This is a genomic window from Rhizobium sp. N621, assembly GCF_001664325.1.
GTDB lineage: Bacteria > Pseudomonadota > Alphaproteobacteria > Rhizobiales > Rhizobiaceae > Rhizobium > Rhizobium esperanzae.
In genome coordinates this window covers 36083-60770 of sequence record NZ_CP013497.1, presented here as the reverse complement: position 1 = coordinate 60770, position 24688 = coordinate 36083, and the positions used below count along the sequence as shown (strand labels likewise).

Sequence of the window (24688 nt, the reverse complement as noted above, 5' to 3'; positions counted from 1 at the left end):
AACGATGCTCCCCACAAAAATGTCGGGCCTACTACACCTGCTGTCAGGTTTGTCAGGTGCGCGCCATGGTGCTGTTCCGCCCGACTTCCTACCGCGCTCTCGTGGAAGTCCTTGAAGCATAGGCACAAGATTCCTTCTGAGGCTCGATCCGGCCAGAGTGGCATGAGTCTTGAAACTTTCTCGTCGCGCGGCGGCAGCTGTCTTCTCCCGAGAAAGCGCGCGAGTCAAAGTCGAATTGCAGGTGAACGCATGGTGACGCAGTAGAACTTTGTGGATGCGGTTCGACCCGGGGAGAACAAAACTCCGGGCAGAGGTTTGGGAGGGTTGTTTGTCTGTGTCTGACAAAATTGCGATCTTCGGTATGGCGAGCGTTTTTTCGGTCACCCATGCGCTATTCGCAGTCGCTCAAGAGGCCAGGGCCGTGACTAACCCCCTGGCCTATATGCTGCAACCTATCACAAAATCCCAGGGGATGCTGAAAACCTTCGAACAAAGCCGGGAGACATTTCCGGGCGAGGTTCTGCTCGATATGAACGCTACCTATCTCGACCGACAGATCTACAATCCGGCCACGGCGCGCTACGACCACGTTAAACTGCGCGGCTATCAAGACGCCCGCCAGACCGGCTTATCCGGTGCCGACACGCCATTGGTTGGACCGACCATCGATCTACGGCCCGGTCAGACGGTGCGGGTAACGCTTCACAACCTGTTCCCTCAGGATTCCACCTGCGGCATCGGCGGTGGCAGTGCCAATACCCCCCATTGCTTCAACGGTACCAACCTGCATTCGCACGGTCTCTGGGTAAATCCGTCTGGCAATGGCGATAATGTGCTGATCTCAATCCGTCCCGGCGTTTCGTTCCAATATGAATACAACATCGCCGTTGAGCATCCCGCCGGCACCTTCTGGTATCACCCACACCTACACGGATCAACCGCATTGCAGGTGTCGAGTGGCATGTCCGGGGCGTTGATCATCCGTGGCGATCGCATGCCGACACCGACCGAGACTGGCGATATCGACCGCCTATTGAAGCGGCCGGGCGGCTCCGATATCGCCGAACGGGTTTTGGTGCTACAGCAGATTCAATATGCTTGCACCGATAACAATGGCGACATCACTTATGATTGCCAGCCAGGACAGGTGGGCGGCATCGAAAGCTACGATCAGTTCGGACCTGGCAGTTGGCCGGCTTCGGGCCGCTTCACCAGCGTCAACGGCCAGGTGCTTGGTCAGTTGGCATCAGCGGAGGCTGGCTCGGTCGAGCGGTGGCGGATGATACACGCCGGGGTTCGCGACACCATCAATTTCGAAATCCGGCGCAAGACCGGGACGACCGCGTTCCGCACGCTTGCGGCAGCGGACACCGACAGATGGATCGACCAGAATTGCGGCAAGGATACTATTCCGTATGGGGTGGTGGCCCAGGACGGGCTGACAATGGCGCAGGTGCAGATGCGGCAGCAAGCGATCCTGCAACCGGGCTACCGCGTTGACGCGCTGGTGGTGTTGCCAGGAGCGGGTGACTACTGCATCATCGATGGCGCCGCACCGGCAGCGGCCAGCGTCAACCAGGAGGCTCCAAGCCGACGGCTTCTCGGCATAGTCACTGCAGTAGGCGGCCATGCCGTCAATGGCGAGATCGGCACCTATCTGCAGGATTGGCTGATTTCGGCGGCTGAGCGCACGATGTCACAGAATGTCGCCGGCAAGGTTATCGATGACCTCAAGAACGAGATGTCGCTCTCAAGCTTTATTCCCCATCCGGACATCGACGCGGGCGAGGTCACCGGCGAGCAGCAACTGGTGTTTAACATCGATGTGAAACAGCCGGGTGCCGCCTTCTTCGAGGTTGACGGCAAACCTTATGATCCCAACCGCATCGACCGGACGTTGCCGCTGAGCGGAGTCGACGAATGGACGCTCCGCTCGGATTTCGTCAGCCACCCATTCCATATCCATGTCAATCTCGTTTCAGATCATCAAAATTGTCGATGCGGCCGGCAACGATGTCAGCGCGCTTGGCGCCGATGACGACGGCGATCCGCAATATCCAGGCTTGAAAAATGTCTGGAAGGACACGCTGTGGATCAAGAATCCCGGCACCGATCCGTCGGCGCGCTACACGATCACCGTGCGGACGCACTACCAGCGCTATATCGGCGAGTTCGTTCTGCATTGCCACATCCTCGATCATGAGGACCAGGGCATGATGCAGAACATCAGGATCACCCTGCCGGACGGCCAGGGTGGCACCGTTTCCGGCCATCATTAGGGCGTCGATCGCCATTGGGAGGAACTATGAGCTTCACTGGCACTTGGAGTTATCGCAGCCTGATCAACAATCCCGATTTATCGGTTGATTTCAATGCACTGGAATTTGGCCAGGGAACGCTGGTGCTGACCGAGTTGGCTCGGCGCAAGGTCGGCGGAACCATTGGTGGGCCCGGGTGGTCGCTGGAATTGACCGGTACGGTGCGTCCGGGAGACCCTGTCGAGCTGCAATTCACTGGAAAGGGCGATGTGGCCGGCGAGACCTGGATCTACAGCTATCGCGGCTACATCGTGCCGAACTGGCCGAATGGCGTCGATCAAAGGGACGCCATTGTCGGTAGCATCGTCCGCGACGTCCCGCATTCGCATGGGGTCGCCGCAGCCGGCTACGTTGCCTCCTGGTATGCCGTGCGACAGTGATGCTCCAGCATTTGCCGCAGCTCGAAGACATTCGGATCAACATTCACCGGCCAGGGTCTGGGTCGACGGACCGATGCCTCACATTTGAACCGCGTGCTCTGGCGGTTCAGCGGGATGTGCTGCCCGAACTTGTCGAACACGATCGTCGCCAGCAACTGAGGGCCGATGAAGCCGCGCGGGCGTCGCATGGAACGGTGCGGGAGCCTGACTGATCGCCTCGCAATCGCGGCAGGTAAATTTCTCGCGCACCGTCTCGATCACCTTGAATCGGCGCGGGATATCCTCCAGCGTTTCCGTCACATCCTCGCCCAGCTTCGACAGCCGCGAGCCGCCACAGCAGGCACATGCCGTCGGCGCTTCGATGACGATGCGTGCGCGCTCGACGTCTTTGGGCCACGCCTTGCGCACTGGACGCTTGCGGGCGAAGGCGCGCACGGACTGTGTTCTGACTGCGGCCTCTTGGACGCTCAGTTCGTCCTCGGCGGCCTACGCCACGAGCTCTTCGAGCTGCAAATTCCAACTGATCGATCAGCCGCTGCGTGCGCTCGCGGCGCGGCCCGTGCTTCTCGCGCTCCAGCTTGCCGATCAGCAACTGCAAATGCACGTTGAGCGCCTCAATGCTCGACAGCCGCGCCTTCGCGTTGGCCGCTTCCGCCTCAGCTTGCAGCCGCGCAGCACGTTCGGCCAGCAGCGCCGGATGAGCGCTGGCAAGGTCCGATGGCAGGGTAAGCGGCGGCAATGTCATAACGACATTGAATCAGATTTCTCAACAATCTCAATGCAAAAATTGAGTCAAACCCGGCTGGGGCGCCAGGTTTCCTGCCGTGCGCGCCAGTCAATTCCCTCCAGCGACAACGCATGTTGATGCCCCTCCTGGTGAGGCTGAATGATTCTCAGATCGAGTTGATGAATGGTACGGTTGCGAAGGTCGCGAACCGCGTTGACGACCGCCGGGGAATTTTGGAACAAATATGCTCCGGTTGATTGCTGGTCGATGAGCAGGCGCTTCCGCCTGATTTGAACGTAAATCCAATTGACGGGAATATCGAGCCTGGCGGCAAGTTGTACGGCGCTGAGCAAACTAGGTTCGTGTGTCCATCTGTTGCGCTGTGCCTTTACCTAGATGCCCGCTGCAGGCGAAGGCGTTGCACAGTGATTGGCAAAACCTTCTCCTCACAATTGGGCGAATGGTGTCCTTCGCGCGTCAGTATTTCAGGCTTCGACATATCCCTGTGTCGCAGACACGGGTATCAGCAAGGTCGATCCACCACGATGTTCAACCTCATACGACGGCGCGAAGTTGCCGCCTCTACGTCCCACCTCACGGATCACATTAAAGGAGCGTCCAAATAACGGATGGCTCGGATCCAGCACCTCGATCTTGTCCGGTGATGATTCGTCAGACTCACAAGCAGGGATATTTCTGTAGACCTTCGAGCAGATAACAGAGCTGCGCCGGTGTGATCACCACCGTGCCGTCAGCGGCTGACGGCCAGATGAAGCGGCCGCGCTCCAGCTTCTTCGTGAACAGACAAGCGCCCTGGCCGTCACGCTAGATAAACCTTCCTCGCTCCAATTTTTTCGTGAACAGGCAGGCCCCCTGGCATCGTGCCAAACGACCTTGATCAGATCGCCGCGTTTGCCCCAAGGCGGCGCATCCTCGGATGCTTACTTTTGTCCGGAAAGCTTGCCGTTTTGGCCGCATTGAACTCATCAAATAAGGATTTGCGCCGCGCGGACGAGCACGCGGCGCTTTTATTCGGCAGGGAAAGCAGCTTCGTCTAAGCCTTTGGCCATATTCGATGAATTCTTGCTCCACAATCTCTGACGGGCCAGCGCCGGCAGGGCAGAGGAGATTAATCCTTCAAGAGGCTTTTGTTCTCAGTCATCGGCACGTACTGGAAAGTGTCTTGTCCTTGCTCAATGGCCGGACCGGAGCCGCCTTCGTAAGCGAGGTTCCAGCTCGTGACTATCTCAGTGTTGTTGCCGTTGACCTGTGCGTAGCCGGTCCATCCGGTTGCGGAATTGCAGTTCTCCGTCGAATTGTTCCAGCCGACCGAAAATGCGATGAACGTCCCGTTTACCCTTCCTGTTAGCGGATAGGGCGAGTTCTGGCATCCGGTGCCCTGGGCTCTGTTTACATATTGGCCGGAGACATTTCCGAACGAGTCGACTTGAATGATCATCGTCGAGCCGGACTGGTTCTGCCAACTGCTGGAAGCCGATGCGATGCTTGAAAAATCCTTGAAGTTGCTTGCATCGAAAGCAAAAGCTGAGGTTGCTACAGCAAACACAAGTGCTGCAACTGCAGTAGTACGGATCATGGTTTTTCCTCCTGATGTGCGCCGACCGTCGGCGATCGTACCGAAGGTTGCATATAAACTCGTAATAATCAATCAATCCGAGTAGCAATTTCCCGGGTTGAGAAAACCGAAAGACGGGCCGCGCGTTGCGTGGCGCGGCCCGAGAACGAGCATCAGGAGTGAAGACTTACACGATGCAAATTACGAACGGGATAGCGCAACGCTAATATCTTGACCATCATTGGAACGGACAAACTGCATGGCCGCAACCCCGAGAGCTACCTCACGGACGTCCTAACCCAGATCAAAGATTAACCGGTAGATAGGCTTGAAGACCTGTTGCCGTGGAATATGCTTCCGACGGTCTCCACTGCGCAAAAGGCCGCCTGATGGCTCGTTCGATGCATATCTGCACGATCGAAGACGTGGCCACCATGACCGGCGAGAACCTCGAACTGCTCAGAGAGATCGTATCCATCCGAGCAGGGCCGCGGGATTTTGGGCGCCGCGCGTAGTAACGTCGGTTCATGGAGATCGGATCGAACTGCACGGAGATCGGGTGAGAATCGGCGCCGACGGTACGCCATCACATGACCGCGACAGACCCGATCATCCGCCAACACTTGCCGATCGTGCATGAGGCGATGCATCACGTCACCCATATGACCGTGCGCAACCGCGGCACCTTCGGCGGCAGCGTCGCGCATGCGGATCCAGCGACCGAGATGCCGATGATGACACGGTTCCTCGGTGGGACGGTCATCGCCTCCTCTCAGCGCGGCAGACGCGAAATACCTGCAGCCGATTTTTTTGTCGGATCGCTGGTCAACTCGTTGGAACCGGACGAGTTTGTAATTCGCGTCGAGCTCGACGCGATGAGACCGGATGCCGGATGGGGATTTGAGGAGTTTGCAAAACGCCACGGGGACTTCGCACTCGCTTGCTTTGCGACGACGCTGCATTGTGTAGATGGCAGGGCGTCTGACTTCGCGTTGGCATGATGGGCGTTGGTGAAACCCAGCTGCGGCTTGAAGAGATCGAGGGCATCATCGAGGGGACGGATGTTTCCGAGCCGGTTCTCGATACGGTGGCGGATCGCCTGGCTGGAATCCTCACGCCCAACACGGATATCCATGCCTCTGCAGATTACCGCAGGCATCTCTCAGGCGTCCTTGCCAAACGGGCCCTTCGCGCCGCCTGGAGCCGCGCGAACCACGAAAGGCTTCAAGCAAGATGAGTGAGAAGACGATCACCGTCAGCGTCAACGAAGCGTATATGACGCGCACGATCGAAGCACGAACGCTGCTGAGCCACTTCCTGCGCCAGGATCCTTTGCCTGACCGGAACCCATGTCGGGTGCGAACATGGCGTTTGCGGTGCCTGCACCGTCATTCTCGATGGAAGGAGCGCACGCTCCTGTCTGATGCTTGCAGTGCAGGCAGACGGGAGCGAAATCGAAACCATGGCCAGGGAAGCGTCGATACTCGGACGAATCCAAGAAGCGTTCCGCCAGCATCATGGCCTGCAATGCGAATTTGTAGGCCCAGTTTCATCGTTGGCGATCATCGACCTTCTTCGCCACCATCCGCTGGAAACCGATGATAAGATCAGGGAAGCGCTCTCAGGAAACATCTGTTGTTGTACGGGCTATGAAAACATCGTCACCGCCGTCCGCGAACTGGCTAGCAAGAGAGGACCTTTAAGATGAAGATGCATTTTCTCGAGGCCGGCCGCCTTCGTATGCGCCGGTCCATCTACGTCCCTGGGGCGCTGAAGGAAGAAGCGATTGAATTGCCGGTTCACGCCACCCTGATGCGCCATCCCCAAGGCAACGCGCTGTTCGATAGCGGATGCAATCCAGAGGCCGCCATCGATCCAGGCGCGCGATGGGGTGGGTTAAGCAAGGTTATGACCCCGATCTTTTCGCCAGAGCGGACGGTCGTTCATCAGTTGAAGACTCTTGCTCTCGATCCCGAGGACATAGATGTTGTGATCTGTTCACATCTGCATCCCGATCATTGCGGCTGCAACGCGTCCTTTCGGCGCGCAACGATCCTCTGCCACGAAGCGGAGGCGCAGGCCGCCACGGCAAGCGGTGCAGAAAATCAAGGCTATCTTCGAGGAGAATGGGACCAGCCCCAGGGTTTCCAGACCTTCAATGCCGAGCATGACGTCTTTGGCGACGGGCGCATCGTCTTGCTGCCCATGCCGGGTCATACCCCCGGAATGACCGTCGCCCGTGTCGAGCTGGAAAAAGATGGTTCATTTATACTCGCTTCAGATGCTGCCCCGCTCCAGGCGAGCGTCGACACCGGTATCGCTCCGAGAAATACTTGGAACATCGAACTCGCCGCAGAGGCACTCGCTCGCCTGAAAGCTCTTCGGGAGCGGGGAGCTTCTATCATTTTCGGCCACGACGACGCGCAATGGCAAGAGTTGCGAAAGGGTGTGGAGTTCTACGAATGAGCCAGCAGGACCATTCCGTCGAGCTGCGGCCCAAACTTGTCGGCAAGCGGGACAAGCGCACCGAAGATCCACGTCTGCTGACGGGTGTTGGTCAGTATGTCGATGACATGGCGCCGCGGTATGTTGCATATCGCATTGCGACGCTCCGACCAGCCACATGCCCGAATCCTGAACATCGATGTCGGCGATGCGTTCTCGGTGCCCGGCGTCGTCGCGATCTATAACGCGAGCGACCTGGAAGGAGAGATCAAACCTGCCATACCGACCTCGCGTATGCGTGGTTATTACGCCACCCCCATATGGCCACTTGCACGCGGGAAAAGGTGGCCGTTCTATCGGATCGTGTCCCAGTACGTGGCGTAGGTGACGGTAGGGAGTAAAGCCGAGCGCCCGCGCGCTTCTCGTTGCGCTGTAGCGGGTGATCGGCTTTGCGGGCGGCCATCAGTGTTTTTCCGCTAGGGTCGGGTTGTTCAAGACCAACCTGACGGAAAGATCACCGATGACCAATGACATGATGAACGGGCGCTCCCTTGTTGAGAAGAGTGCCGATGCAGATTTGTTGCGTGAGATGATTGGCTTTGCCGCCGAGCGGCTGATGGAGTTGGAGGTCGGCTCGGCCACGGGTGCTGACTTCGGTGTGAAGAACCCCATGCGGCTCACTCAACGCAATGGCTACCGTGACCGCGATTGGGAGACGCGGGCTGGCACCGTCGAGCTTCGCATTCCGAAGCTGCGCAAAGGCAGCTACTTTCCGAGCTTCCTTGAACCGCGCCGCATGGCAGAGAAAGCTCTGACGGCCGTTATCCAGGAAGCGTATATCCAGGGAATCTCGACTCGTTCTGTCGACGACTTGGTCAAGGCCATGGGTATGAGCGGCATCTCCAAAAGCCAGGTGAGCAGCCTAACATCGGGACGAACGCAATCTGCGGGGCGAAGGTGGCTGCGACGGCCATCCTCATCAGCGGCTGGAGATAGATCAGATAACCGCCCACGGTGACAAGGATGCCGATCTGGAGTAGCGGCTCGGAGATGCTGGTCCCAACGAAACTGCCCACCGGTTCCGCTTCCGCAAAGACGATCGACAGCTCAACCCCCTCGAGCGTGGATTCCGATGGCGGCGTCTCGGCCCGATGCAGAACGCGCGCCCCGAGCCAAAGCGTGCTTTTTTCGCCCACCCAGCTTCTTTAGAGGTTGGAGGTGAATTTATCGCGCCCTTCAACACTGCGACCGCGAGATAGAGGGAGACGAGAAAGAGAAGAGACCGGTATGACGCTTGCTCGGTCGCCTCATTGACGATCCGGCGCTGGAGTTCGAGAGGCGCCGCGCCGATAACGAAAAGAGCCACGGACAGCCCTGCGACCAACGCCTGATGACGCCTTCCCATCAGCCAGATGAAGCCGAATAGTTCGGAGAGCATCGAATCCGTCGCGCCATTTGCGGGACGCGGCCGGACAATTAAATCCTGGAGGGCCAGATGTTCATCGCGCACTCAGGGGTCAGAGAGAGCGCTCGACGCGCCCGGTTCGGGAGTCGTCGGATGGCCTCACCAGTAGGACGCTCACGACCGTCCCCACCATGAGGATCAGGATGACGAGGAGAAGCCTCGACACGACGGCGTCTGCGATGACCCTGACAAACATGACGGAAACTCCAGGGACGATTTCATAGTTTGAGAGAGCTCACCATGCGGTAGCCAGGGTGATGTTGTTTACCACGCCGCCGACGCCGCGGATGCTTTCCGCCGCCACCCTGGCCGCCGAGCATTCCAGCTCCGTCTCGACCTCTCCCCTCAGGGTCACTGCCCCGTCGGAGACGGTCGCATTGACGATGGGGAACCTTATTTCGAACTCGGTTTCCAGGCGGCCACGAACGGCCGTCCCTAGGGCCTCGTCGCCGGAAGCAGTACACTGCCGTCGAACATCGAGAAGCGCTCGCATCAAGTCGTGACGGCTGATTATGCCGGCGAGTCTGCCGTTCGGTGTTTGATGTCGTGGGCCTGCAGGAGTTCTGCGAGCTGGCTCGCGGTTGCGCTCGGGGCGGCGCTGACGACGGGCGTCGACATCACGTCCTTGACGCGCCAGCTTCGGGCCTTCACATAGTCCGCCAGTGCATCTTCGCGGTCGCGCGTATGCGGTACCGCCCGTCTCGCCCAGGATGACGCCACCCGGCGCAGCAGGTCTCCCCGGTGACGATGCCGGTGAGCCGCCCTTCGCCATCGATGACGGGCACCGCGCCGATCTTGCTGGCGTTGACGATCTCGACGGCTTCCCTGACGTTGTGTCCCTCGTCGAGCGTCGTCACGGGGTCGTCATGATGTCTCTAGCAAGCATCGCGCTGTCTCCTTTTCGATCGGACAATTACGGAGCCAACTTGTTGAGCGCATTGACGTGGATCAAGGCAGACACGAAGCCGCGGGAGGCATTCTTCACGCGTCGTCGTCTCTGAAGCCTTCCGACGAAGTGCGGCGTCAGGCTCGCCCGCATTGCAACTTATTGAGGATCGAGGCGTTACGGTTCGGTCTCGTCCTCGCGCGGCGTACCAAATTCTTCCCGCGCCGTCGCAAGGAGTCTTATGCAGCAACCCGTCAAGCTGGTATCCGTCGGCACCGCCGTTCCGCCACATGTCATCGACCAGCGTGACGCGGCGCGAGCCTCGCACACCGCGTTCTCATCGCGATTTGGCGATTTCGAAAAGCTGGCAAGGGTGTTCGAAACCTCGGGAATTCGGCGCCGCTATGCCGTCCGGCCGATCGAGTGGTATCTCGAGACGTCGGGATGGCCCGAACGAAACCTCGCTCATATCGAGGGCGCGGGTGCAATGTTCGTCGCCGCCGCCAGCAAGGCTCTCGTGTCGGCGGGCATTGCAGCAGGCGATGTCGACACGATCGTAACCGTCTCCTCGACTGGTATTGCGACACCTAGTCTGGAAGCGAGGGTAAGCCGAGAACTGGGCTTCCGGGACGATGTCGAACGGGTTCCCGTGTTTGGCCTCGGCTGTGCCGGCGGAGTCTCTGGGCTTTCAATCGGGTCACGGCTGGCGGCATCCCGGCCAGGCTCAGTCGTGCTGGTGGTCGCCGTCGAGACCTGCACGTTGGCATTTCGCATGGACAAGCTTACGAAGGCGAACATCGTGGCGACCGCCCTCTTCGGCGACGGGGCCGCCGCCTGCGTGGTGCGTGCTAGTGAGACCGGTCTGGCCGAGGTCGAACTTGCAGGCCAGCATACGTGGCCCGACACGCTAGACATCATGGGATGGAGCGTCGATCCGGAGGGTCTGGGCGTGATCTTCGATCGTGCGATACCACCGTTCGCCGAAACTCATGTGCTGAAGGGCGTAACGTCCATACTCGCCCGATCAGATCTTGCTCCTGCCGACGTTGACCGGTTTGCGTGCCACCCCGGTGGATCAAAGGTTATCACCGCCTTGGAATCGGCGCTTAAACTAAGCCAGGGAACCCTCGACCAGGAACGTGAGGTTCTCTCGGACTATGGGAACATGTCCTCGCCAACCGCGCTGTTCGTACTCGAGAAGCTTCTTGCGCAAGGACTACCCAGGAGAACTGTCCTGACGGCGATGGGACCGGGCTTCACCCTTAGCTGCCTCTCGTTGACGGCTGCAGCATGACCCGGCGATCATTCTCCAGGACGTTTTAAGATCGCATCGTTTGCAGAACGAACAGGACTCGAAACAGGTAGCTGACGCTGCAAAGGCTGCGATTGCCGTGGGACACCCCAAGTCGAAGGCGAGGTTGCCACCTCGCACTCGAATCCTTTCTCCTGCGTGCCGGCGTAGCTGCGGCAGTATGGCTGGTGGTAGTCGCTACCCAGTTCGGTCCTCTGTCGCACTAGGAGGAGCGTGCCCAGCGCCAATTCTGGATTTCCGGCAAGTCTTCTCCACGCTCCCGCACGAACGCCCGGTGCTCGGCGAGCTTTGCATGCAAGGCTGCCGTCACATCTGGCACCTTTTCGGCGAGGCCGGGCACGCGCGCGATCGGTCGCGATGTCTATCTGCGTGTATCTGAACCATGCGATCCAGCCATGGCACTGAATGTGCATCGGCAAACAAAAGCGGATTTACAACCAACGTTGTCAGATACGTCTCCCTCAAGCGGCATTGATGTCTCGGGGGCCAGTGTCTCTCGATTACACCTGTCATCGATCGCCGACCTCGGCAGGCCACAAGGAGTGGGAAACTTTGATCTCCTACGCACTTTGCTCATCGCTTCCCATTCCTAGCTGCATTAAAGCGTATCTGGGGCAGAGTGACTTCAAATAGGCGCTTCAGCGGAGTCCACCGACCGAGGCACTGGATGTTCGCAACCAACTGCTGCTTTTCCGGAAGATGATGAGTTAAGGTGGCAGGAAACGGAATAAGACTGGTTGACGAGAAGCCCGGGGAAAGCAACAGAAACTGGTTCGAAAGTTCTTGTTCGTTCATCAGCGCTTTTTGTTGGATTGTGAGAGCACGGATCCTTCCAACTGCTTGGTAGGAGTGCTGTATTTCGTGCTCGATAGAACCTGCGAAGCCTTGTCCTCCATCGCAGCTCCTGTCTGCTTTGAGGTGCCCGCCTGCAAGGGCTCTGTTGCAAGATCGACTCCGACTATGTCGGGATGTACCCCGGCGATCCGCCCCGGCAGCTACGTCCTCATTTCCGTGACCGACACCGGCACCGGAATGACGTCCGATGTGATGGAGAGGGCTTTCGACCGTTCTTCACCGCGAAACCGACGGGCTCGGGAACGGGGCTTGGGCTGAGCATGGTCTACGGTTTCGCAAAGCAATCCGCAGGGCACCTGCAGCTCTACAGCGAACTTGGCGAAAGGGACGACGGTGCGCCTCTTTCTTCCACGCGCCGACGCCGGAAAGGATTCTCATCCGAACGAGCAGCGGGCTGAGGAAGCCCCGCCTCGGGGCACGGAACTATCCTGGTGGTCGAGGACGACGCGAGAGTTCGCCGAGTGACGGTCAGCCGCCTGCAGACGCTTGGCTACTTCGTGATCGAAGCTACGAACGGGATCGACGCGTTGAAGGAGCTGGAGGCGGGGCATGACGTAGCGCTCCTGTTCAGTGATGTGGCCATGCCGGGAATGAACGACGACGAACTGGCCCGGAATGTCCGGGAGCGCTGGCCGAGTGTGAAAATTCTCCTGACGTCGGGCTTTTCTGAACCCCATGCCGCGGACAAGGAGATCGAAGCGGGCGCCGGCTGGCTGAAGAAGCCGTACACTGCATCGGAGATGTCGACCCGTCTCAGGCTGCTGCTCGCCGCGAGGCCTAATAGCGATTCTGCTCGACAGCAGGATTTCAATTTAGAAAAATCAAACCCGAACCTCAATCGCGCTGCCGTTGCGGGGACTCATATCTTTCTTCGCGGAAGATCCCAGCCTACGTCGCCACCCAAGGTCGCTCTCCAAGAACATCAATGGTCGCCTTGTGCTCGCGACGGAGGCTCTGCAACGGGTGGTGCGGAATTTCGTTCCGAAGACGAGATCTGCGCGCAAGTCGATCAAGGAAATTGGGCTCTATGCGAAGGGCGCTCAGCGGCGCCCTTGCTGCTGAGTGTGGGCAGAGCAGTAATGTCTAGCCAATCCCGATATTCGATCACCCGACCGTCAGTCGGTCGTCAAGAGTGCTGATCCCTGGAGCGGACCATGCAGCGCGCTCCGCCGCCTGCCGTTCCGACCAGGTCTTCACCTTGCCGGAGAGGATTACCTTTCTGCCTTGGACGTCGATTCTGATTGCATCGGCCTCAAGAGCGGCGTCGCGCTGGAAAGCATCCTCGATGCGTTTCTTGACATCCACCGCCGTAATATGCGGCTTCAGCTCCACTAGGTTGGACACCCCTACTACGCCGGCGAGATCCCGCACGGCGTCGTAGGCCGCGTTCTTTTGATATTGCCACTCGACCTCTCCCCGCAAGGTGATCCACCCTTTGAGGACCCGCACCTGCACCGAATCCTTTGGCACGGAAACGTTCCAGTCGAGCATTTTGACAGCTCGCCGGGCGATGTCGTCGTCGTCTGTTTCCTTCGGCCCGAAAATCCGGACCTCGATATCGGCAGCTATTCCGCGCACGCCCTTGACGCGACTAACCACGCGCTCTGCGGCTTCTTTCTCCGCGTAGGTGCGCACGTGACCAGTCAGTGTGACGATCCCGCTATCGACCGCGACGCCGATATCAGCCGCGTCGATGCTGGGCTCGAATTCCATTTCGTCGAGAATGTTCTGTCTGAGTTGAATGTCGTTCATGACAACCTCCTTCAGGTTTGCGACGTGCCGATCGTGACAGCGCCGCAGATTTTCGTCGTTGATCTTCATCAAGCACGAGAGCGACCTTGGAATTTCAGCGGACAGAACACGGTCTGCGGGCTGCTACTGGGTCTGCACGTCAGCGGCCACGAAGAGGCGGTGGCCGTTCCTCACGACGGTGATGAGAGCACGGGCATGCTCCTTCACGAGTATTGAGAGGAGTTGCCCGACGTCCGTCACCGGCTGCTGGTCGAGAGCGACGATAACGTCGTCCGGCTGCAGGCCGGCCTGTGCCGCGACCGAACCCTCGGCGACGACGACGACGCGGGCGCCGGGACCATCGGGAGAGTTCGCCATCTCGGCGTCGGCGAGAGGGCCGCGGGCGATATGAATGGTACGCGGAGCAGCCGGTTCGGCAACCGGTGCGTCGGACACCACGGGAAATGCTTCTATCCTTCGGCTCGCGCGGTCGATCTGGAAGGACGGCTTGGACTGCAACGGTAGCGATCCCACAAGCCTTCGAACGTCGGACGCGCCGCGCACCGTCCTTCCGTCGACCATCCGAATGACGTCGCCCGGCTGAATTCCTGCATTTGCCGCCGGCGAACCCGGAAGGACTTCGCTGACCAGCGCGCCCGCCCCTTCATCGACGCCGAACGCCTTTGCGAGACCGGGCGTCAGGTCCTGCGTTAAAATTCCCACCTCGCCGCGTACCAACTTGCCGGTCAGGATGAGCTGCCGCATCACGATGCCGACAGTCTCGGCTGGGACCGCAAAACCGATGCCGATGCTTCCTCCGGCGGGGCCGATGATCGCGCTATTGATCCCGACCACGACGCCGTCCTCGCTTACAAGCGCGCCGCCCGAATTGCCGGGATTGGTCGACGCGTCCGTCTGAATGAATCCTTCGTACCCCTCCGATCCCACGGCACGGCGCCCAAGCGCGCTTACGATGCCCATCGTCGCGGTCTGGCCCAGGCCGAAGGGATTCCCGATCGCCACGACGACGTCGCCGACGTGAAGCGAGGACGCGCTTCCAAACTCGGCTTGAACAAGATGATCAGGTGGAATTTGAACGACAGCGACATCCGTCTCGGGATCGGCGCCGACAAGTTTCGCTTGGAAGCGTCGGCCGTCGGAGAGCGCCACCTCGATTTTTGAGGCGCTTGCTATGACATGCTGGTTGGTGACGATGTAGCCGTGGACCTCGTCGATGACGACACCCGATCCGGCCGATTGGAAGCTGTGCTCTGCCGGCGCAGCGTCGTCAGGTAGTCCGAAGAGCAAGCGTTGCATCCGCGTCGTCGAGTTCCCTGCCCTGCACCGAGATGCTGACGACGCTCGGCACGACACGCTGGAGCATCGGCGCGAGCGACAGGCTGTCTGCAACGGCTGGAGCCGACAATAGGCTCTCACCTGCGATGAAGAGCGCCGCCAAGGCGAGCAACGAACGCGACATCTCTGATCTCCTTGCGGAAGCGCCGCCGGTTGTCGGCGGACGTCTTGACGAAGAAGCTTCCGTGTAGCGCAAGCAAAGCGCATTGATCCTTGTCAAGGGGAACATCGGCTACGGAACGATCACGGCGGCTCCAGAGACACGGCCTGCGCGCAGATCGTCGAGAGCCTCGTTCGCATGCTCGAGGGGGTAGACGCTGGTGAAGCATCTGACCCCTGCCGCCTTCCCGATCGAGAAGAATTCCGCCCCGTCGCTCCGCGTCAGGTTCGCCACCGAGACGACCCGCCGCTCGCCCCAGAGCAGACGATAGGGCATGCTCGGAATGTCTGACATGTCGATGCCGCCGCAGACCACCGTTCCGCCCTCCCGCACCACGTCGAGCGCCATTGGCACGAGCTCGCCGGCCGGCGCGAAGATGATGGCGGCGTCGAGCGGCACCGGCGGCCTTTCACCGGAAAACCCGGCCCAGACGGCGCCAAGATCAAGCGCGAACTTCCGTCCGGCCTCGTCACCGGGACGCACAAACGCATAGACGCTCTGGCCTCGATGCTTGCACACCTGCACGAGGATGTGGGCGGCCGCGCCGAACCCATAGATGCCGATCGTCCTCCCCTCGCCCGCCATCTTCAGGGATCGCCACCCGATGAGGCCCGCGCAGAGAAGAGGCGCGGTCGCCACCGGGTCCGCATCTTCAGGCAGTTCGAACGCGTAGCCCGCCTCGGCCGCCGCATGGGCCGCAAAGCCGCCGTCGATGGTGTACCCGTGAAGCCAGGATCGTTGCACAGGTTCTCGCGACCCTCTCGGCAATATGCGCAGTGCCCGCAGGTGTGGCCCAGCCAAGGTACCCCGACTTTTTGACCGACAAGGCGACGAGGAAGGCCCTCGCCCGTTGCGGTCACGGTTCCGACAATCTCATGCCCTGGAACGAGAGGAAGCTTTGGCTGGGAGAGGTCTCCTTCGCAGACGTGAAGGTCCGTCCGGCAGACGCCGCAGGCCACAGTCGTATCGCCACCTTCCCCACCTTGGCTTGATCCCGGTCAAACATCCGGATTGATGCTCGTCAAAAACAAACGCCCGGGGACAGATAGGCTCCTGGACACAGCGCCACGACCTCATCCAAAGGAGACGGACATGCGCGAACAAGAAAAGACCGGCAAGACAGAAACGAACGCTGCCACGACCATTCCTCCCGTCGAGCGAACGTCCGCAGACCTTGTTCTCGGACGTCGGGACGAGGATCGCTGGGAAGTGACGGCGGCGACGCCGCGAGGCCAGGCATGGGCGAGAGATCACTTCTGCTGCGCCCTGCGGCAATCCTTCACGGGCACCATGTGTCTCGACATCATGAGCGCCGATCGGCTTCTCAAGGAAGCGCATGACGACGGACTGACGACCGAGTTCGTTAGCCTGTCTGGCAAGGACATATACTGACTGTTCGCCACGGCGCCATCGGCCGAGGATCCCGGCAACGCATGCTCCACCTCGTCGAAACGGCCCACGCGCAGATCGCGCCCAACGGAAGCCTCCACCTCGTTCACGCGGTGGAGGGCCTGCCCTCGTCGGCCTCGCCGAACGATTGGGCGGTTGAGGTGATGTGAGCCTCCGAGACCAGACTTTCGGAAGGCCCGCGGTCGACCGAGACTCCTGCTTCTATACACGTCCGAGCGGGCAACCCGTCGCAGCTCATCGTCGCCATCGCAAAGGAGATGCCGCCGATCTCGCCGTGATCGCCTCTCGCCGCGACGACGTGCTCGACCGCGTCTTCGCCTCGGTCGTGGACCACGTCGTGCAGCGCGCACCATGCTCCGTGCTCGTCTTGCGAACCATCCGATGAGCCGCGGGCTTCACACGACCGTCTTCGCTTCAGCCTCGTTGGCCTGACCGGCGGCGACGTCGCGACACATTTCGGCGGCGTGCGACAACGTTCGTGACCCGGCCTCACACAGTCGCGCCACCTCTCTAGGATACTCCTCCAGCTCGCCCTCGACATAGTCCGAAAGAACCTCGACCGCATCACCGTGGTCGATACTGCGGGCAAGTCGAGTCAGAAATTCAAAGCATCGAAGCCCTCGCCGGGCGGCGGACGCCGTCAAATCCGCAGTGACCGCGGCCGACCGGCAAAGATCTCGTCTTGAATCAGAGCGCCCGCGCGAAACGCGGGTGCGAGGTGAAATTAGATGTGGCGCTTGGATATAGGCCGCGTAGATATGGCATGTGGTGCTCCGATTGTGGGATGCGGGTTCGGCTCGAGCACCGACGGTCATTCCGTTCTGACTGCACTGCGTCCCGACACGGCCGTGACGGCAATGCCGTAGAAGACATGAGGAGAGCCATCGGGCATGGGGAACTCCTGGGGCTTCATAGAGCCGATTTCCCACCAGTCCGAATACTTTTGGAGAAGACCACGCGTGGAGCCGTTCGCTTTGTCGCGCCTCGCTGTCAGGAAATTCCTCGAACCTGCCTTCGACGACGATGCTCGTCCACCCGCCGGCGCTCGAACGCTGCTCGATGTGTAGGCAGATCTTGTCGTTCCCCGCATCCAGTCGAGCTTCTTGCCGGGCATGGTGAAGCTATAGGCGACGCCGTTGGAAAAGGCGAAATAAATCGCCGCCACGTAGAGCTGCCCATCCTTGCAGCATGCCAGATGACCGAAACGCTCGTTCTCCAGGATGCGGTAGCACTCACCGGGGTTGATCTCCGTCAGATTGATCGTCATGGCCGTGTCCTCCAGCTTCGATGAAGGCGCGATTATAGGAGCTTCATTGCGCCGCGGCCTTGACCAAGCGCAATGCGAACTCTCTCAGCGGCATGCATCATGACGGAAGTTTAACCTCAGGAGGCAAGCATGAAGCCGCAGTTCCATCTCCCGTTGTCGACCTATCCCGACGCGAGTTCCTTCGCCATAATCGATGCTATCGGCCTCGCTAGGCAGAATGACGCCCATCTCGTCGCCAGTATCCCACAAGTCCGGATCCCCCAGGTCCATCCGCCCTTTCCCACCGTTATCGATGTCGAGACATGGCGGGGACAAGCAGAACGGTATAGCCGGGACAGCGGGACTTCGATGCGGGGACACATCGCCGACGCTATTTCGGAAACTGGCTTCGAGGTGCGAATCCACGGATTCGAGGTCAGGGAACCGTTCGTCTATGAACGCTTTTCTGAAATTGCCAAGTGCTACGACCTTTCCATCGTCGAAGCCTCGGAGCTCTCCCGGCAACTCTCCGAAACGCTGCTATTCGGAAGCGGCCGTCCGCTCGTGCTATTTCCAGCCACCAGCGTCTACTCTCGTGTGGACACGATCGCCGTCGCCTGGGACGGCAGCGCCACCGCAGCGCGCGCCCTTTCCAGCGCACGGGTCTTCATCGAACGCGCGATCAAGGTGCAGGTCATCTCGATCACCGACGACAAGGAGATCGACGAGGCGAACCGCGCCCTCCTGATCTCTTCGTTGAAGCATTCGGGACTCGACGTGGATGACGTATCGATCCAGGCAGGCGGCGAGACCGCGACAGGCGCCATCCAATCGGCCGCGCTGGAACGAAAGGCGGACCTTCTGGTCGCGGGCGGATTTGGCCATTCGCGGCTTCGTGAGTTCATCCTCGGCGGCGTCACTCGAGAACTTCTCGTCAAGGCCGAGCTACTAGTGCTTCTCGCCCATTAGAGGGCGCGAAGGGCGTTTAGAATGACCGCGACGTCGATGGCCTCCTGAAGCAATGCCCCGCCGACTGGCGGAAGGTATTGAAGCCGGTCTTCGAGCGTGATCGTGCCAGCCGGCGTGCCGTCAAACACTACCTTGACACGCATTGCGCTGCCTGACCCGTTAGGCGTCTCCTCCGCCGCCGACGCGCACGCCATCGACGATTCCGGATCCCGCGGTCTCGGTCACCTCCGATGGGCGGCTCACTACCAACCCACGTCTATGCGCCTCGTCCACCAGCGCGCGTCCGACCACATGGCCCGACGCCTGGTCCAGCGAGGCGGCCAGCCGCAGGATCCTGTTAGGATGCTCCGATCCCTCGATGTGGCCGACTTCGGGCTGTCCCGCGGTGAGCGTCCCCGTCTTGTCGAACACCGCCACGGTGGCCTGGACGAGTGCCTCGAGAGGTCCCGCACCCTTCACCAGAACGCCCTCCTACGCAAGTGCGACGGGTACGGCCAGGATCAACGGACAGGGCGTGGCGATGACCAGCACGGCCACGATCCTTGACAGGTCTCCGGACATGAACGCCGAGACGCCTGCAATCGCTACCGTGGCGAACAAGAACCACACCGAGAACCGGTCGGCCAGTCGCATCAGCTTCGCCTTGGAGCGCCTCGATGCTTCCACGAGCCTCACTATTCCGGTATTCCGGCATAGGTGCTGTCTCGGCGCGACTTAGAACGCGGATTTCGATCACGTCCCCCTCGTTCGTAGGGCCACTTGAAATGTTGCCATCCCTCGCGATGCGCACCCTTAAGGGCTCTCCGGTCAGGACCGCCTGGTCGATCGTCGCGACTTCGCTGACGAGAGCCCCGTCGGCCGGTACGACGTCGCCCTTGCGTATCAGGAGCACGTCGCCGACCGCGATCTTCTCGATTGACCCCCTTGCTATGTAGATCAGCGCTTCGCCTGCCCGGCGCTGGCCGGGGCCAGATCTGAGACCGTGCGATGCAGATATTCGGCACAGGACCCCGCAGGACCATATTCATCTTCATTGTCTTCACGACTTCGAATCAAATCAACTGCTTAGCCTTGAAAGACGGCCTATTCTCCAAACGGAAGTTCAATTTCTTCGCCGTTTCTTTTTCCGCCCTCGGTCAGGACCGTGTTGAGCCGCTCGGCATCTTGTGCTGGCAGCATTCCCGCCCCGGTTCGAATACCTTCTCGCCATGTAGGCCCGCGCCTCCATGCTTCGTTGTAGACGAGCGCCAAGTCGGTAGATCGCCTTGTCTGCTGCAGCGCTTCGAAGAGCAGCGCAGCTTGTCGGATGTCCTTCTCACGCTTCGCCGGCCCCTGCCCGTCCGTGTTTCGGCGGCTGGCGACTATTAGCTTGTGGACGGCATACCGGGACGGATCAGGGACGACGACCGGAACACCGCTTCGGTGGAGCAGCATTGTCCTGACGGGTTCCCTTATGAGGAAGTCGAGAAAGCGCAGTGGATCCGCGCTGGCGCCACCAAGAGCGGGCATCTTCGCCGGCTGATCGATGTAGTCATCCGAACCACGGTTCGACGTCAGGAACTCAACCCTGTAGCCGTCGGCATTCTGAAACGCTGACGAGACCGCGGCTCCCGATCGATGTGGAACTGGACGAAAGCTGGCGTCGACGCCCTGCAGCAACTCAAGGATCGGAGGCAGACTATCTTCGACCTCCCGACTGATGGCATAGTCCTGGGCGATGTCAGCATCGCCGGTCAGGATCGCAGCCATGGGAAGACGGACACCGAGCAGTCCTGAATAGCACTGAAAGGCCACCGTGCCTATGAGAATACCCCGGAGCCGAAAGAGACCGCCATCGGCAAGAGCCTCGACGATATCGCCCGACATGGCGTCAGGGGCGATCATCCCGCCTTCGCGGGTCAGGGTATTTACCAAGCGCCTGCGAGCGCGTAGATCGTCCTTGTCCCGCTTATGATCAGCTACGCGCTGTGCGATAACCGGATCATCAGCGGAACCGACGTAACGACGTTTCGTACCACCATGTCCATCCGGGATGTCGAAATACCAGTACTTGCGCCCCTTGATGTTTGCCGGGGTGAACCGACCCTCCGGAGGGAAATCGGCCGTCCAAGCGGCGTCGAGCGAGCGCTGACCGAGCTCAGCGAGCATCGTCTGATACATGAGGTCGATGGACTTCATAGCTCGACTCCAGGGTTATACTGTTTTTCAAAAACAGTATAACGGTCGTGAGGATAGGTCGCAAGATAGGATGCCGCCTCTATCGCCTTGAAAGGACACCTGCAACAAGCTTAAAAGGCAGGCAGCGCGTCACGCTCATCGTTCAAACCGCTCCAGCATTTTTCTCAACTGCGCGTTTTGCAACGTTAGCTTTCTGGCCAGCTGATCCCTGAGCATCCTGATCTCGTCATCGAGGCTCATCCCGTTTGCAGTTTGGATAAATTGGGGATCGTTTGCAATCGCCACCGCTTCCTTGCTGCGGCTCCTTTGCTCGCGCGGTGCGACTCGGCAATTCGCTTGAGCCTAGCGGCATCATTCGCAGCGGTGACGTCGAAACCAGTACCACCTGATATAGCGGGATCAGCGACCTCCACGATTTCGGCAACTTCGCCGTCGACCTTGTCGTGGACATCGCTTTCGGCTTCTTCGGAATGCACAGGCTTGAGGGAAATTGCACCGGGTTGACCGTGACGAGGTAGCTCCGCGCCTGCCGGCCGACCATCGCTATTCAGGCTGTCCTCGGCAGGCGTTTCAGTCGGACCAGAACTAGGCAACGCCTCCGGCGAAACCTTCTCGGTCGAGCCGTTTTTTCGCTTTTGTTCGCGTCCCGGTGAGACCAGTCGGGCAAGAAATTTCCAGGGAGACGCCATCTATCCGACCTCGCGTTTTATCCCGCAAGCAGGCAGTAAGTCTTCATTCCGGCAACAGCATCCGCCGCCGCCAAAATGTATGTCTCGACAAGCACAGAAATGCGGCCGGCGATTGACCGGCTGCTTATATCAATCGAGCTTGAGCCGTTTGCGCAGATCGGCATTTTCAGCGCGAAGTTTTTCAGCCAGAAGCTTGCGCAGCCGCTGATTTTCCTCTTCTAACTGCAGGAGGTCCGCCATTTCATCGATCGCTGTCGTCGGCGCGGCCGAGGCTGTCTGCACCGCCTTCGGAGCACGGCGCACAGGTGCGCGTTTGGCGCTCGCCGCAGCTTCGATCACCTTTGTCTTGCGCCCTCTCCTCTTCACACCACCGGCGCCGGCCAGAGCAGCTGCTGGCTCTGCCGTAGTGTCAGCTGACGCGGTTTCGAGTGCCGCGGCTTTCTTGGCCCTGGGTTTGCGCTGTTTCTTCGGCGTAATTGGCGTTTCGACAACGGCCGGCACATCGGCACTGGTTGCAGTATCAGTCTCGTCGGCCATGCTTATCTCCTGTGCATCTGATGCAGTTGTCGACGGCTCAAGAGGCGGTGTCAACAACGACTCAGCCTGATCTGGTTTTGGTAGAGAAATTTCGCTGTCGGATTTGCCACTCTGAGAGCTATCCGACAGAAACGGCATTGCCTCTTCGTCTAGGTCGCGAGCGACGGACTTTAGGTCCACGTTGCCCCAGATCGAGTTCGACCTAGTATCGAGTTTTCGTCTGCCGCTTTTGTACTCGACGGCAAAACTGCGTTGCACTTTTTTCAATATAAAAGGCCTTGAAGATTCACGGGATGATTTGGTGATGGGGTGGTATATCCGAAATAACGATTACCGGACTGCCCGTCTATAGCCACGCTCAAATGTCCACCTCACCTTTCCAGGAGCAGAATTCGTGGCCAGTCGAATGGGGGATGAGACGGGTGAGGCTACATTGGCCCTGAACGAAGTCAAACCGTACTGATTCAAAAGTTGCACGTGGGCAACTTATCGGCGAGCTTCCTTGTTGTGCATCGCCGGAGTCTTAAAAGATTTTCCGCCAACCCCGACGCGGTCTATGTAGCGCATCCAGAGCGCCGGCGTTGCCAGCGCGCACGGGCGAAGGCCCGATCGATCGGCACCACCGTCGTCACGCATGAACTGCCGAACCCTCAATCGAAGAAGCAATGCGCCTGTCAACCTTGTCTTTCTTTGCTCGCCTGCCGGGCCAGTTCCCTTCGATCCATTATGCGATCTTCCTCGGCACCACAATCGGCGTGGTGACGAAGCTGATAAGGAAATGTCGCTGGGCCGGCACAGTGTTGTATCTTCAAATATGGAAGCCAAGATCGTTGCGACCCCTTGGGCAGAAGTGGGGCGGAGATCGACCATGATCGTCCCGTACCGCGAGGAATGCCGCCAGCTCCAATCATCGATGCCCATAACCCGCGGATTTCCGACGAAGCCATTGAGAAATGGGAAAGTAAGCCGCTTTACACCTTCGCCGGAGACAAGAAGCCCGGCGATATGACCGGCGATGGCGTCGGCGGCGTTCGCTTGTCGGATATCGTCCCGCCGAGCAGCCGCCCAGAGCGGCGAGGCCATTACCCTGACGCCTTCTGCGCCGCGCTCATCAATTCCACAGCCGATGGGTTTTTATGCGCCGGCACAGATTGTGTGATGCGAGAGCACACAGCGTCGAGGTTCGGTCGGTCTGCATCAACGGGCTTCAAGGAAGCCGAGGCCATCCGATTGCGGAAGATGCTGGACAAGCTGCGCTGGAAGCGAAAGCAGCCGCCCCTGCCCTATTCCTGAAGTGCGGCTATTGTCTGGGTCGAGCCGACCCTGGTCGCCGAGAGCGAGTTTCCTGGACAGCTGATGGGAAACTTCGCCATCCATCCTAACAAGCGGAGGTGGCGCCTAAGGTGAAATACGCCGACTTCAACCAGATCACCCCGCAGCAAAAAGGTTCCGACGACCCTTCCGGCCATTGCGTACGGACCCAGAACAGATCGTTAGCCTGCGGCTGACGCCATTCGTTCGGCCGCGGCTCACACAGCGCCACTTGGCGTATTCAAAAGCGCCGAGGCTCTTCGTGCAGCGTTGGAAGAGCGAAGCCATTGAATCTTGTGAAGCATTCGGTTGCGCGGCGGGCGGATTTCAACTAGGTTTCGCAGCGAGGCAGTACGCGCTGCCTTGGGGTGTGGAAACCCCTACAAGCGGTTGGTGTCGGCCGATTCGACACCACACTCCTTGACCTTCGGTCGAGGAGCCTGTGGCGTATGTCCAGGTTCCTCGGAACTAAAGGCCACAGGACCGTCTTGTACGGTTTCCAACTCCCCGATCAGTGGGTTTAGCGAGTTTTCAGCGGGGGCGCACCGCGTGAAACTCTCCATCGGGGTGTCCACCATGAAGCGCTATGCAGCAGCACAGGTCCGGACTTCGAGGCCTGCGCAAGCCGAACAGTCGAATTTAGCGCGCGAGTTGGTGCATCCAGTTGATCGGCATGTCGGACAGCAAATCCGTATCCGCCGAATGCAGTCGAATGTATCCCTAGGGGATCTCGGCGCCGGCATCGGGGTCAGTTTGCAGCAGGTACAAAAATATGAAAGCGGCAAGAACCGCGTCAGCGCTTCGATGCTCTACGAGCTTGCCAATTGCCTCAAGATCCCTGTTTCGAGGTTTTTCGAAGGCCTTCCAGATCCCGAAACCACTCAGGGCCAGCAAATCATAACAGAGATCGATGAGAAGATTGCCTACATTTCCACGGCGGAGGGACGGCGTCTGATAGACGACGTTTTGCTCCTTTCCCCGCGTGTGCGCAGCCGGGTCGTTGCCCTCGTCAGCTCGATTGTCGATGAAGAGATGGAAGAACAGAAGTAAGCATCCGAGAGGGCCACTCAGGCGGCTTGATCTGTCGGTGGCGTAAGAGGTATTTGTGGAACTTCAGTGGCTCAGCCGTGGCTGGGT

At 59.7% G+C, this 24688-nt stretch carries 21 protein-coding genes and 13 pseudogenes; 17 read left to right on the top strand and 17 right to left on the bottom strand.

Features of this window, described 5'->3' with window-relative positions; all coding sequences use genetic code 11:
• Positions 1–328: 328 nt before the first annotated feature.
• Both AMK00_RS22970 and AMK00_RS22965 read left to right on the top strand, forming a co-directional pair.
• A pseudogene (locus tag AMK00_RS22970) lies at positions 329–2279 on the top strand (multicopper oxidase family protein).
• Positions 2280–2305: 26 nt separating this feature from the next.
• On the top strand, positions 2306–2698 hold the full coding sequence (locus AMK00_RS22965) for a hypothetical protein (protein WP_004674379.1): 393 nt from the start codon (positions 2306–2308) through the stop codon (positions 2696–2698).
• Between the two features lie 42 nt (positions 2699–2740).
• On the opposite strand, the pseudogene AMK00_RS31100 reads toward AMK00_RS22965, so the two are convergent.
• From AMK00_RS31100 to AMK00_RS22950, 4 genes and pseudogenes are all read right to left on the bottom strand, one after another.
• Positions 2741–3443 (bottom strand): annotated as a pseudogene (locus AMK00_RS31100) (IS66 family transposase zinc-finger binding domain-containing protein); the annotation flags it as partial.
• A gap of 47 nt (positions 3444–3490) precedes the next feature.
• On the bottom strand, positions 3491–3778 hold the full coding sequence (locus AMK00_RS22955; RefSeq protein WP_008534161.1) for a hypothetical protein: 288 nt from the start codon (positions 3776–3778) through the stop codon (positions 3491–3493).
• Positions 3779–4103: 325 nt separating this feature from the next.
• Positions 4104–4247, bottom strand: a pseudogene (tnpB, locus tag AMK00_RS31095) (IS66 family insertion sequence element accessory protein TnpB); the annotation flags it as partial.
• 307 nt (positions 4248–4554) lie between these two features.
• Positions 4555–5022 (bottom strand): avidin/streptavidin family protein, encoded by a 468-nt coding sequence (locus tag AMK00_RS22950; protein ID WP_012489429.1) that lies wholly within the window; start codon positions 5020–5022, stop codon positions 4555–4557.
• Positions 5023–5217: 195 nt separating this feature from the next.
• Between AMK00_RS22950 and AMK00_RS33725 the strand changes: the two are divergent.
• The 7 genes and pseudogenes from AMK00_RS33725 to AMK00_RS22925 form a co-directional block, all read left to right on the top strand.
• Positions 5218–5391: pseudogene (locus AMK00_RS33725) on the top strand (transposase domain-containing protein); the annotation flags it as partial.
• A 200-nt stretch (positions 5392–5591) separates the two neighbouring features.
• Complete coding sequence (locus AMK00_RS33140) at positions 5592–6002, top strand: FAD binding domain-containing protein (protein WP_237350504.1); 411 nt, start codon at positions 5592–5594, stop codon at positions 6000–6002.
• Positions 5999–6238, top strand: a complete 240-nt coding sequence (locus AMK00_RS33135) for a hypothetical protein (protein WP_237350503.1) — start codon at positions 5999–6001, stop codon at positions 6236–6238. Before AMK00_RS33140 ends, AMK00_RS33135 begins: the two co-directional genes overlap by 4 nt.
• Before the next feature lie 186 nt (positions 6239–6424).
• On the top strand, positions 6425–6709 hold the full coding sequence (locus AMK00_RS22940) for a 2Fe-2S iron-sulfur cluster-binding protein (RefSeq protein ID WP_012489426.1): 285 nt from the start codon (positions 6425–6427) through the stop codon (positions 6707–6709).
• The gene (locus tag AMK00_RS22935; RefSeq protein ID WP_064811957.1) at positions 6706–7467 is read left to right on the top strand and encodes an N-acyl homoserine lactonase family protein; all 762 of its coding nucleotides are present in this window, start codon (positions 6706–6708) and stop codon (positions 7465–7467) included. The genes AMK00_RS22940 and AMK00_RS22935 overlap by 4 nt, the downstream gene beginning before the upstream one ends.
• Positions 7464–7788: pseudogene (locus AMK00_RS31085) on the top strand (xanthine dehydrogenase family protein molybdopterin-binding subunit); the annotation flags it as partial. The gene AMK00_RS22935 and the pseudogene AMK00_RS31085, both read left to right, overlap by 4 nt.
• A gap of 178 nt (positions 7789–7966) precedes the next feature.
• A pseudogene (locus tag AMK00_RS22925) lies at positions 7967–8371 on the top strand (transposase); the annotation flags it as partial.
• A gap of 592 nt (positions 8372–8963) precedes the next feature.
• Here the strand turns inward: AMK00_RS22925 and AMK00_RS32690 are convergent.
• The 3 genes from AMK00_RS32690 to AMK00_RS31070 form a co-directional block, all read right to left on the bottom strand.
• Positions 8964–9107, bottom strand: coding sequence for a hypothetical protein (locus AMK00_RS32690; protein ID WP_016737394.1), 144 nt, complete (start codon positions 9105–9107; stop codon positions 8964–8966).
• Between the two features lie 39 nt (positions 9108–9146).
• Positions 9147–9404: a BON domain-containing protein gene (locus AMK00_RS22915; protein WP_029875514.1), complete on the bottom strand. Its 258-nt coding sequence runs from the start codon at positions 9402–9404 to the stop codon at positions 9147–9149.
• Between the two features lie 154 nt (positions 9405–9558).
• Entirely contained in the window at positions 9559–9768 is a 210-nt protein-coding gene (locus tag AMK00_RS31070; protein WP_008534154.1) for a CBS domain-containing protein, read from the bottom strand.
• A 270-nt stretch (positions 9769–10038) separates the two neighbouring features.
• Here AMK00_RS31070 and AMK00_RS22905 point away from each other — a divergent pair, with 270 nt between their 5' ends.
• A complete protein-coding gene (locus AMK00_RS22905; RefSeq protein ID WP_008534153.1) occupies positions 10039–11091 on the top strand; it encodes a type III polyketide synthase in 1053 nt (350 codons plus the stop codon).
• 220 nt (positions 11092–11311) lie between these two features.
• Here the strand turns inward: AMK00_RS22905 and AMK00_RS32685 are convergent.
• A pseudogene (locus AMK00_RS32685) lies at positions 11312–11458 on the bottom strand (hypothetical protein); the annotation flags it as partial.
• Positions 11459–12395: 937 nt separating this feature from the next.
• On the opposite strand from AMK00_RS32685, the gene AMK00_RS22900 reads away from it, so the two are divergent.
• Entirely contained in the window at positions 12396–13103 is a 708-nt protein-coding gene (locus AMK00_RS22900; protein ID WP_237350502.1) for a response regulator, read from the top strand.
• On the opposite strand, the gene AMK00_RS22895 is transcribed toward AMK00_RS22900, so the two are convergent.
• From AMK00_RS22895 to AMK00_RS22885, 4 genes and pseudogenes are all read right to left on the bottom strand, one after another.
• On the bottom strand, positions 13069–13716 hold the full coding sequence (locus tag AMK00_RS22895; protein ID WP_012489422.1) for a BON domain-containing protein: 648 nt from the start codon (positions 13714–13716) through the stop codon (positions 13069–13071). The two genes, AMK00_RS22900 and AMK00_RS22895, sit on opposite strands and share 35 nt — an antisense overlap.
• Before the next feature lie 123 nt (positions 13717–13839).
• Positions 13840–15003: a trypsin-like peptidase domain-containing protein gene (locus tag AMK00_RS22890; protein WP_237350501.1), complete on the bottom strand. Its 1164-nt coding sequence runs from the start codon at positions 15001–15003 to the stop codon at positions 13840–13842.
• Positions 14984–15175, bottom strand: coding sequence for a hypothetical protein (locus AMK00_RS33130; protein ID WP_237350500.1), 192 nt, complete (start codon positions 15173–15175; stop codon positions 14984–14986). The genes AMK00_RS22890 and AMK00_RS33130 overlap by 20 nt, the downstream gene beginning before the upstream one ends.
• 108 nt (positions 15176–15283) lie before the next feature.
• A pseudogene (locus AMK00_RS22885) lies at positions 15284–16167 on the bottom strand (zinc-binding alcohol dehydrogenase family protein); the annotation flags it as partial.
• Between the two features lie 136 nt (positions 16168–16303).
• Between AMK00_RS22885 and AMK00_RS22880 the strand changes: the two are divergent.
• Both AMK00_RS22880 and AMK00_RS33600 read left to right on the top strand, forming a co-directional pair.
• Positions 16304–16603, top strand: coding sequence for a hypothetical protein (locus tag AMK00_RS22880; protein WP_029875516.1), 300 nt, complete (start codon positions 16304–16306; stop codon positions 16601–16603).
• A 163-nt stretch (positions 16604–16766) separates the two neighbouring features.
• Positions 16767–17006: a universal stress protein gene (locus AMK00_RS33600; RefSeq protein WP_335720576.1), complete on the top strand. Its 240-nt coding sequence runs from the start codon at positions 16767–16769 to the stop codon at positions 17004–17006.
• A 426-nt stretch (positions 17007–17432) separates the two neighbouring features.
• On the opposite strand, the pseudogene AMK00_RS22865 reads toward AMK00_RS33600, so the two are convergent.
• Positions 17433–17888: pseudogene (locus tag AMK00_RS22865) on the bottom strand (pyridoxamine 5'-phosphate oxidase family protein).
• A gap of 129 nt (positions 17889–18017) precedes the next feature.
• On the opposite strand from AMK00_RS22865, the gene AMK00_RS22860 reads away from it, so the two are divergent.
• Positions 18018–18836, top strand: coding sequence for a universal stress protein (locus AMK00_RS22860; protein ID WP_064811955.1), 819 nt, complete (start codon positions 18018–18020; stop codon positions 18834–18836).
• Positions 18837–18913: 77 nt separating this feature from the next.
• Here the strand turns inward: AMK00_RS22860 and AMK00_RS33595 are convergent.
• The 4 genes and pseudogenes from AMK00_RS33595 to AMK00_RS22840 all read right to left on the bottom strand — a co-directional run.
• A pseudogene (locus tag AMK00_RS33595) lies at positions 18914–19752 on the bottom strand (HAD-IC family P-type ATPase); the annotation flags it as partial.
• Positions 19753–19919: 167 nt separating this feature from the next.
• Complete coding sequence (locus AMK00_RS22850) at positions 19920–21014, bottom strand: nucleotidyltransferase family protein (RefSeq protein ID WP_012489416.1); 1095 nt, start codon at positions 21012–21014, stop codon at positions 19920–19922.
• A gap of 135 nt (positions 21015–21149) precedes the next feature.
• A pseudogene (locus AMK00_RS22845) lies at positions 21150–21703 on the bottom strand (hypothetical protein).
• A gap of 129 nt (positions 21704–21832) precedes the next feature.
• Positions 21833–22507: a transcriptional regulator gene (locus AMK00_RS22840; RefSeq protein ID WP_012489415.1), complete on the bottom strand. Its 675-nt coding sequence runs from the start codon at positions 22505–22507 to the stop codon at positions 21833–21835.
• 624 nt (positions 22508–23131) lie between these two features.
• Between AMK00_RS22840 and AMK00_RS33105 the strand changes: the two are divergent.
• From AMK00_RS33105 to AMK00_RS22830, 3 genes and pseudogenes are all read left to right on the top strand, one after another.
• Positions 23132–23263 (top strand): annotated as a pseudogene (locus AMK00_RS33105) (hypothetical protein); the annotation flags it as partial.
• Positions 23264–23431: 168 nt separating this feature from the next.
• Positions 23432–23622: pseudogene (locus AMK00_RS32125) on the top strand (non-homologous end-joining DNA ligase); the annotation flags it as partial.
• A 505-nt stretch (positions 23623–24127) separates the two neighbouring features.
• Complete coding sequence (locus AMK00_RS22830) at positions 24128–24601, top strand: helix-turn-helix domain-containing protein (RefSeq protein ID WP_041684019.1); 474 nt, start codon at positions 24128–24130, stop codon at positions 24599–24601.
• Positions 24602–24688 lie beyond the last annotated feature (87 nt).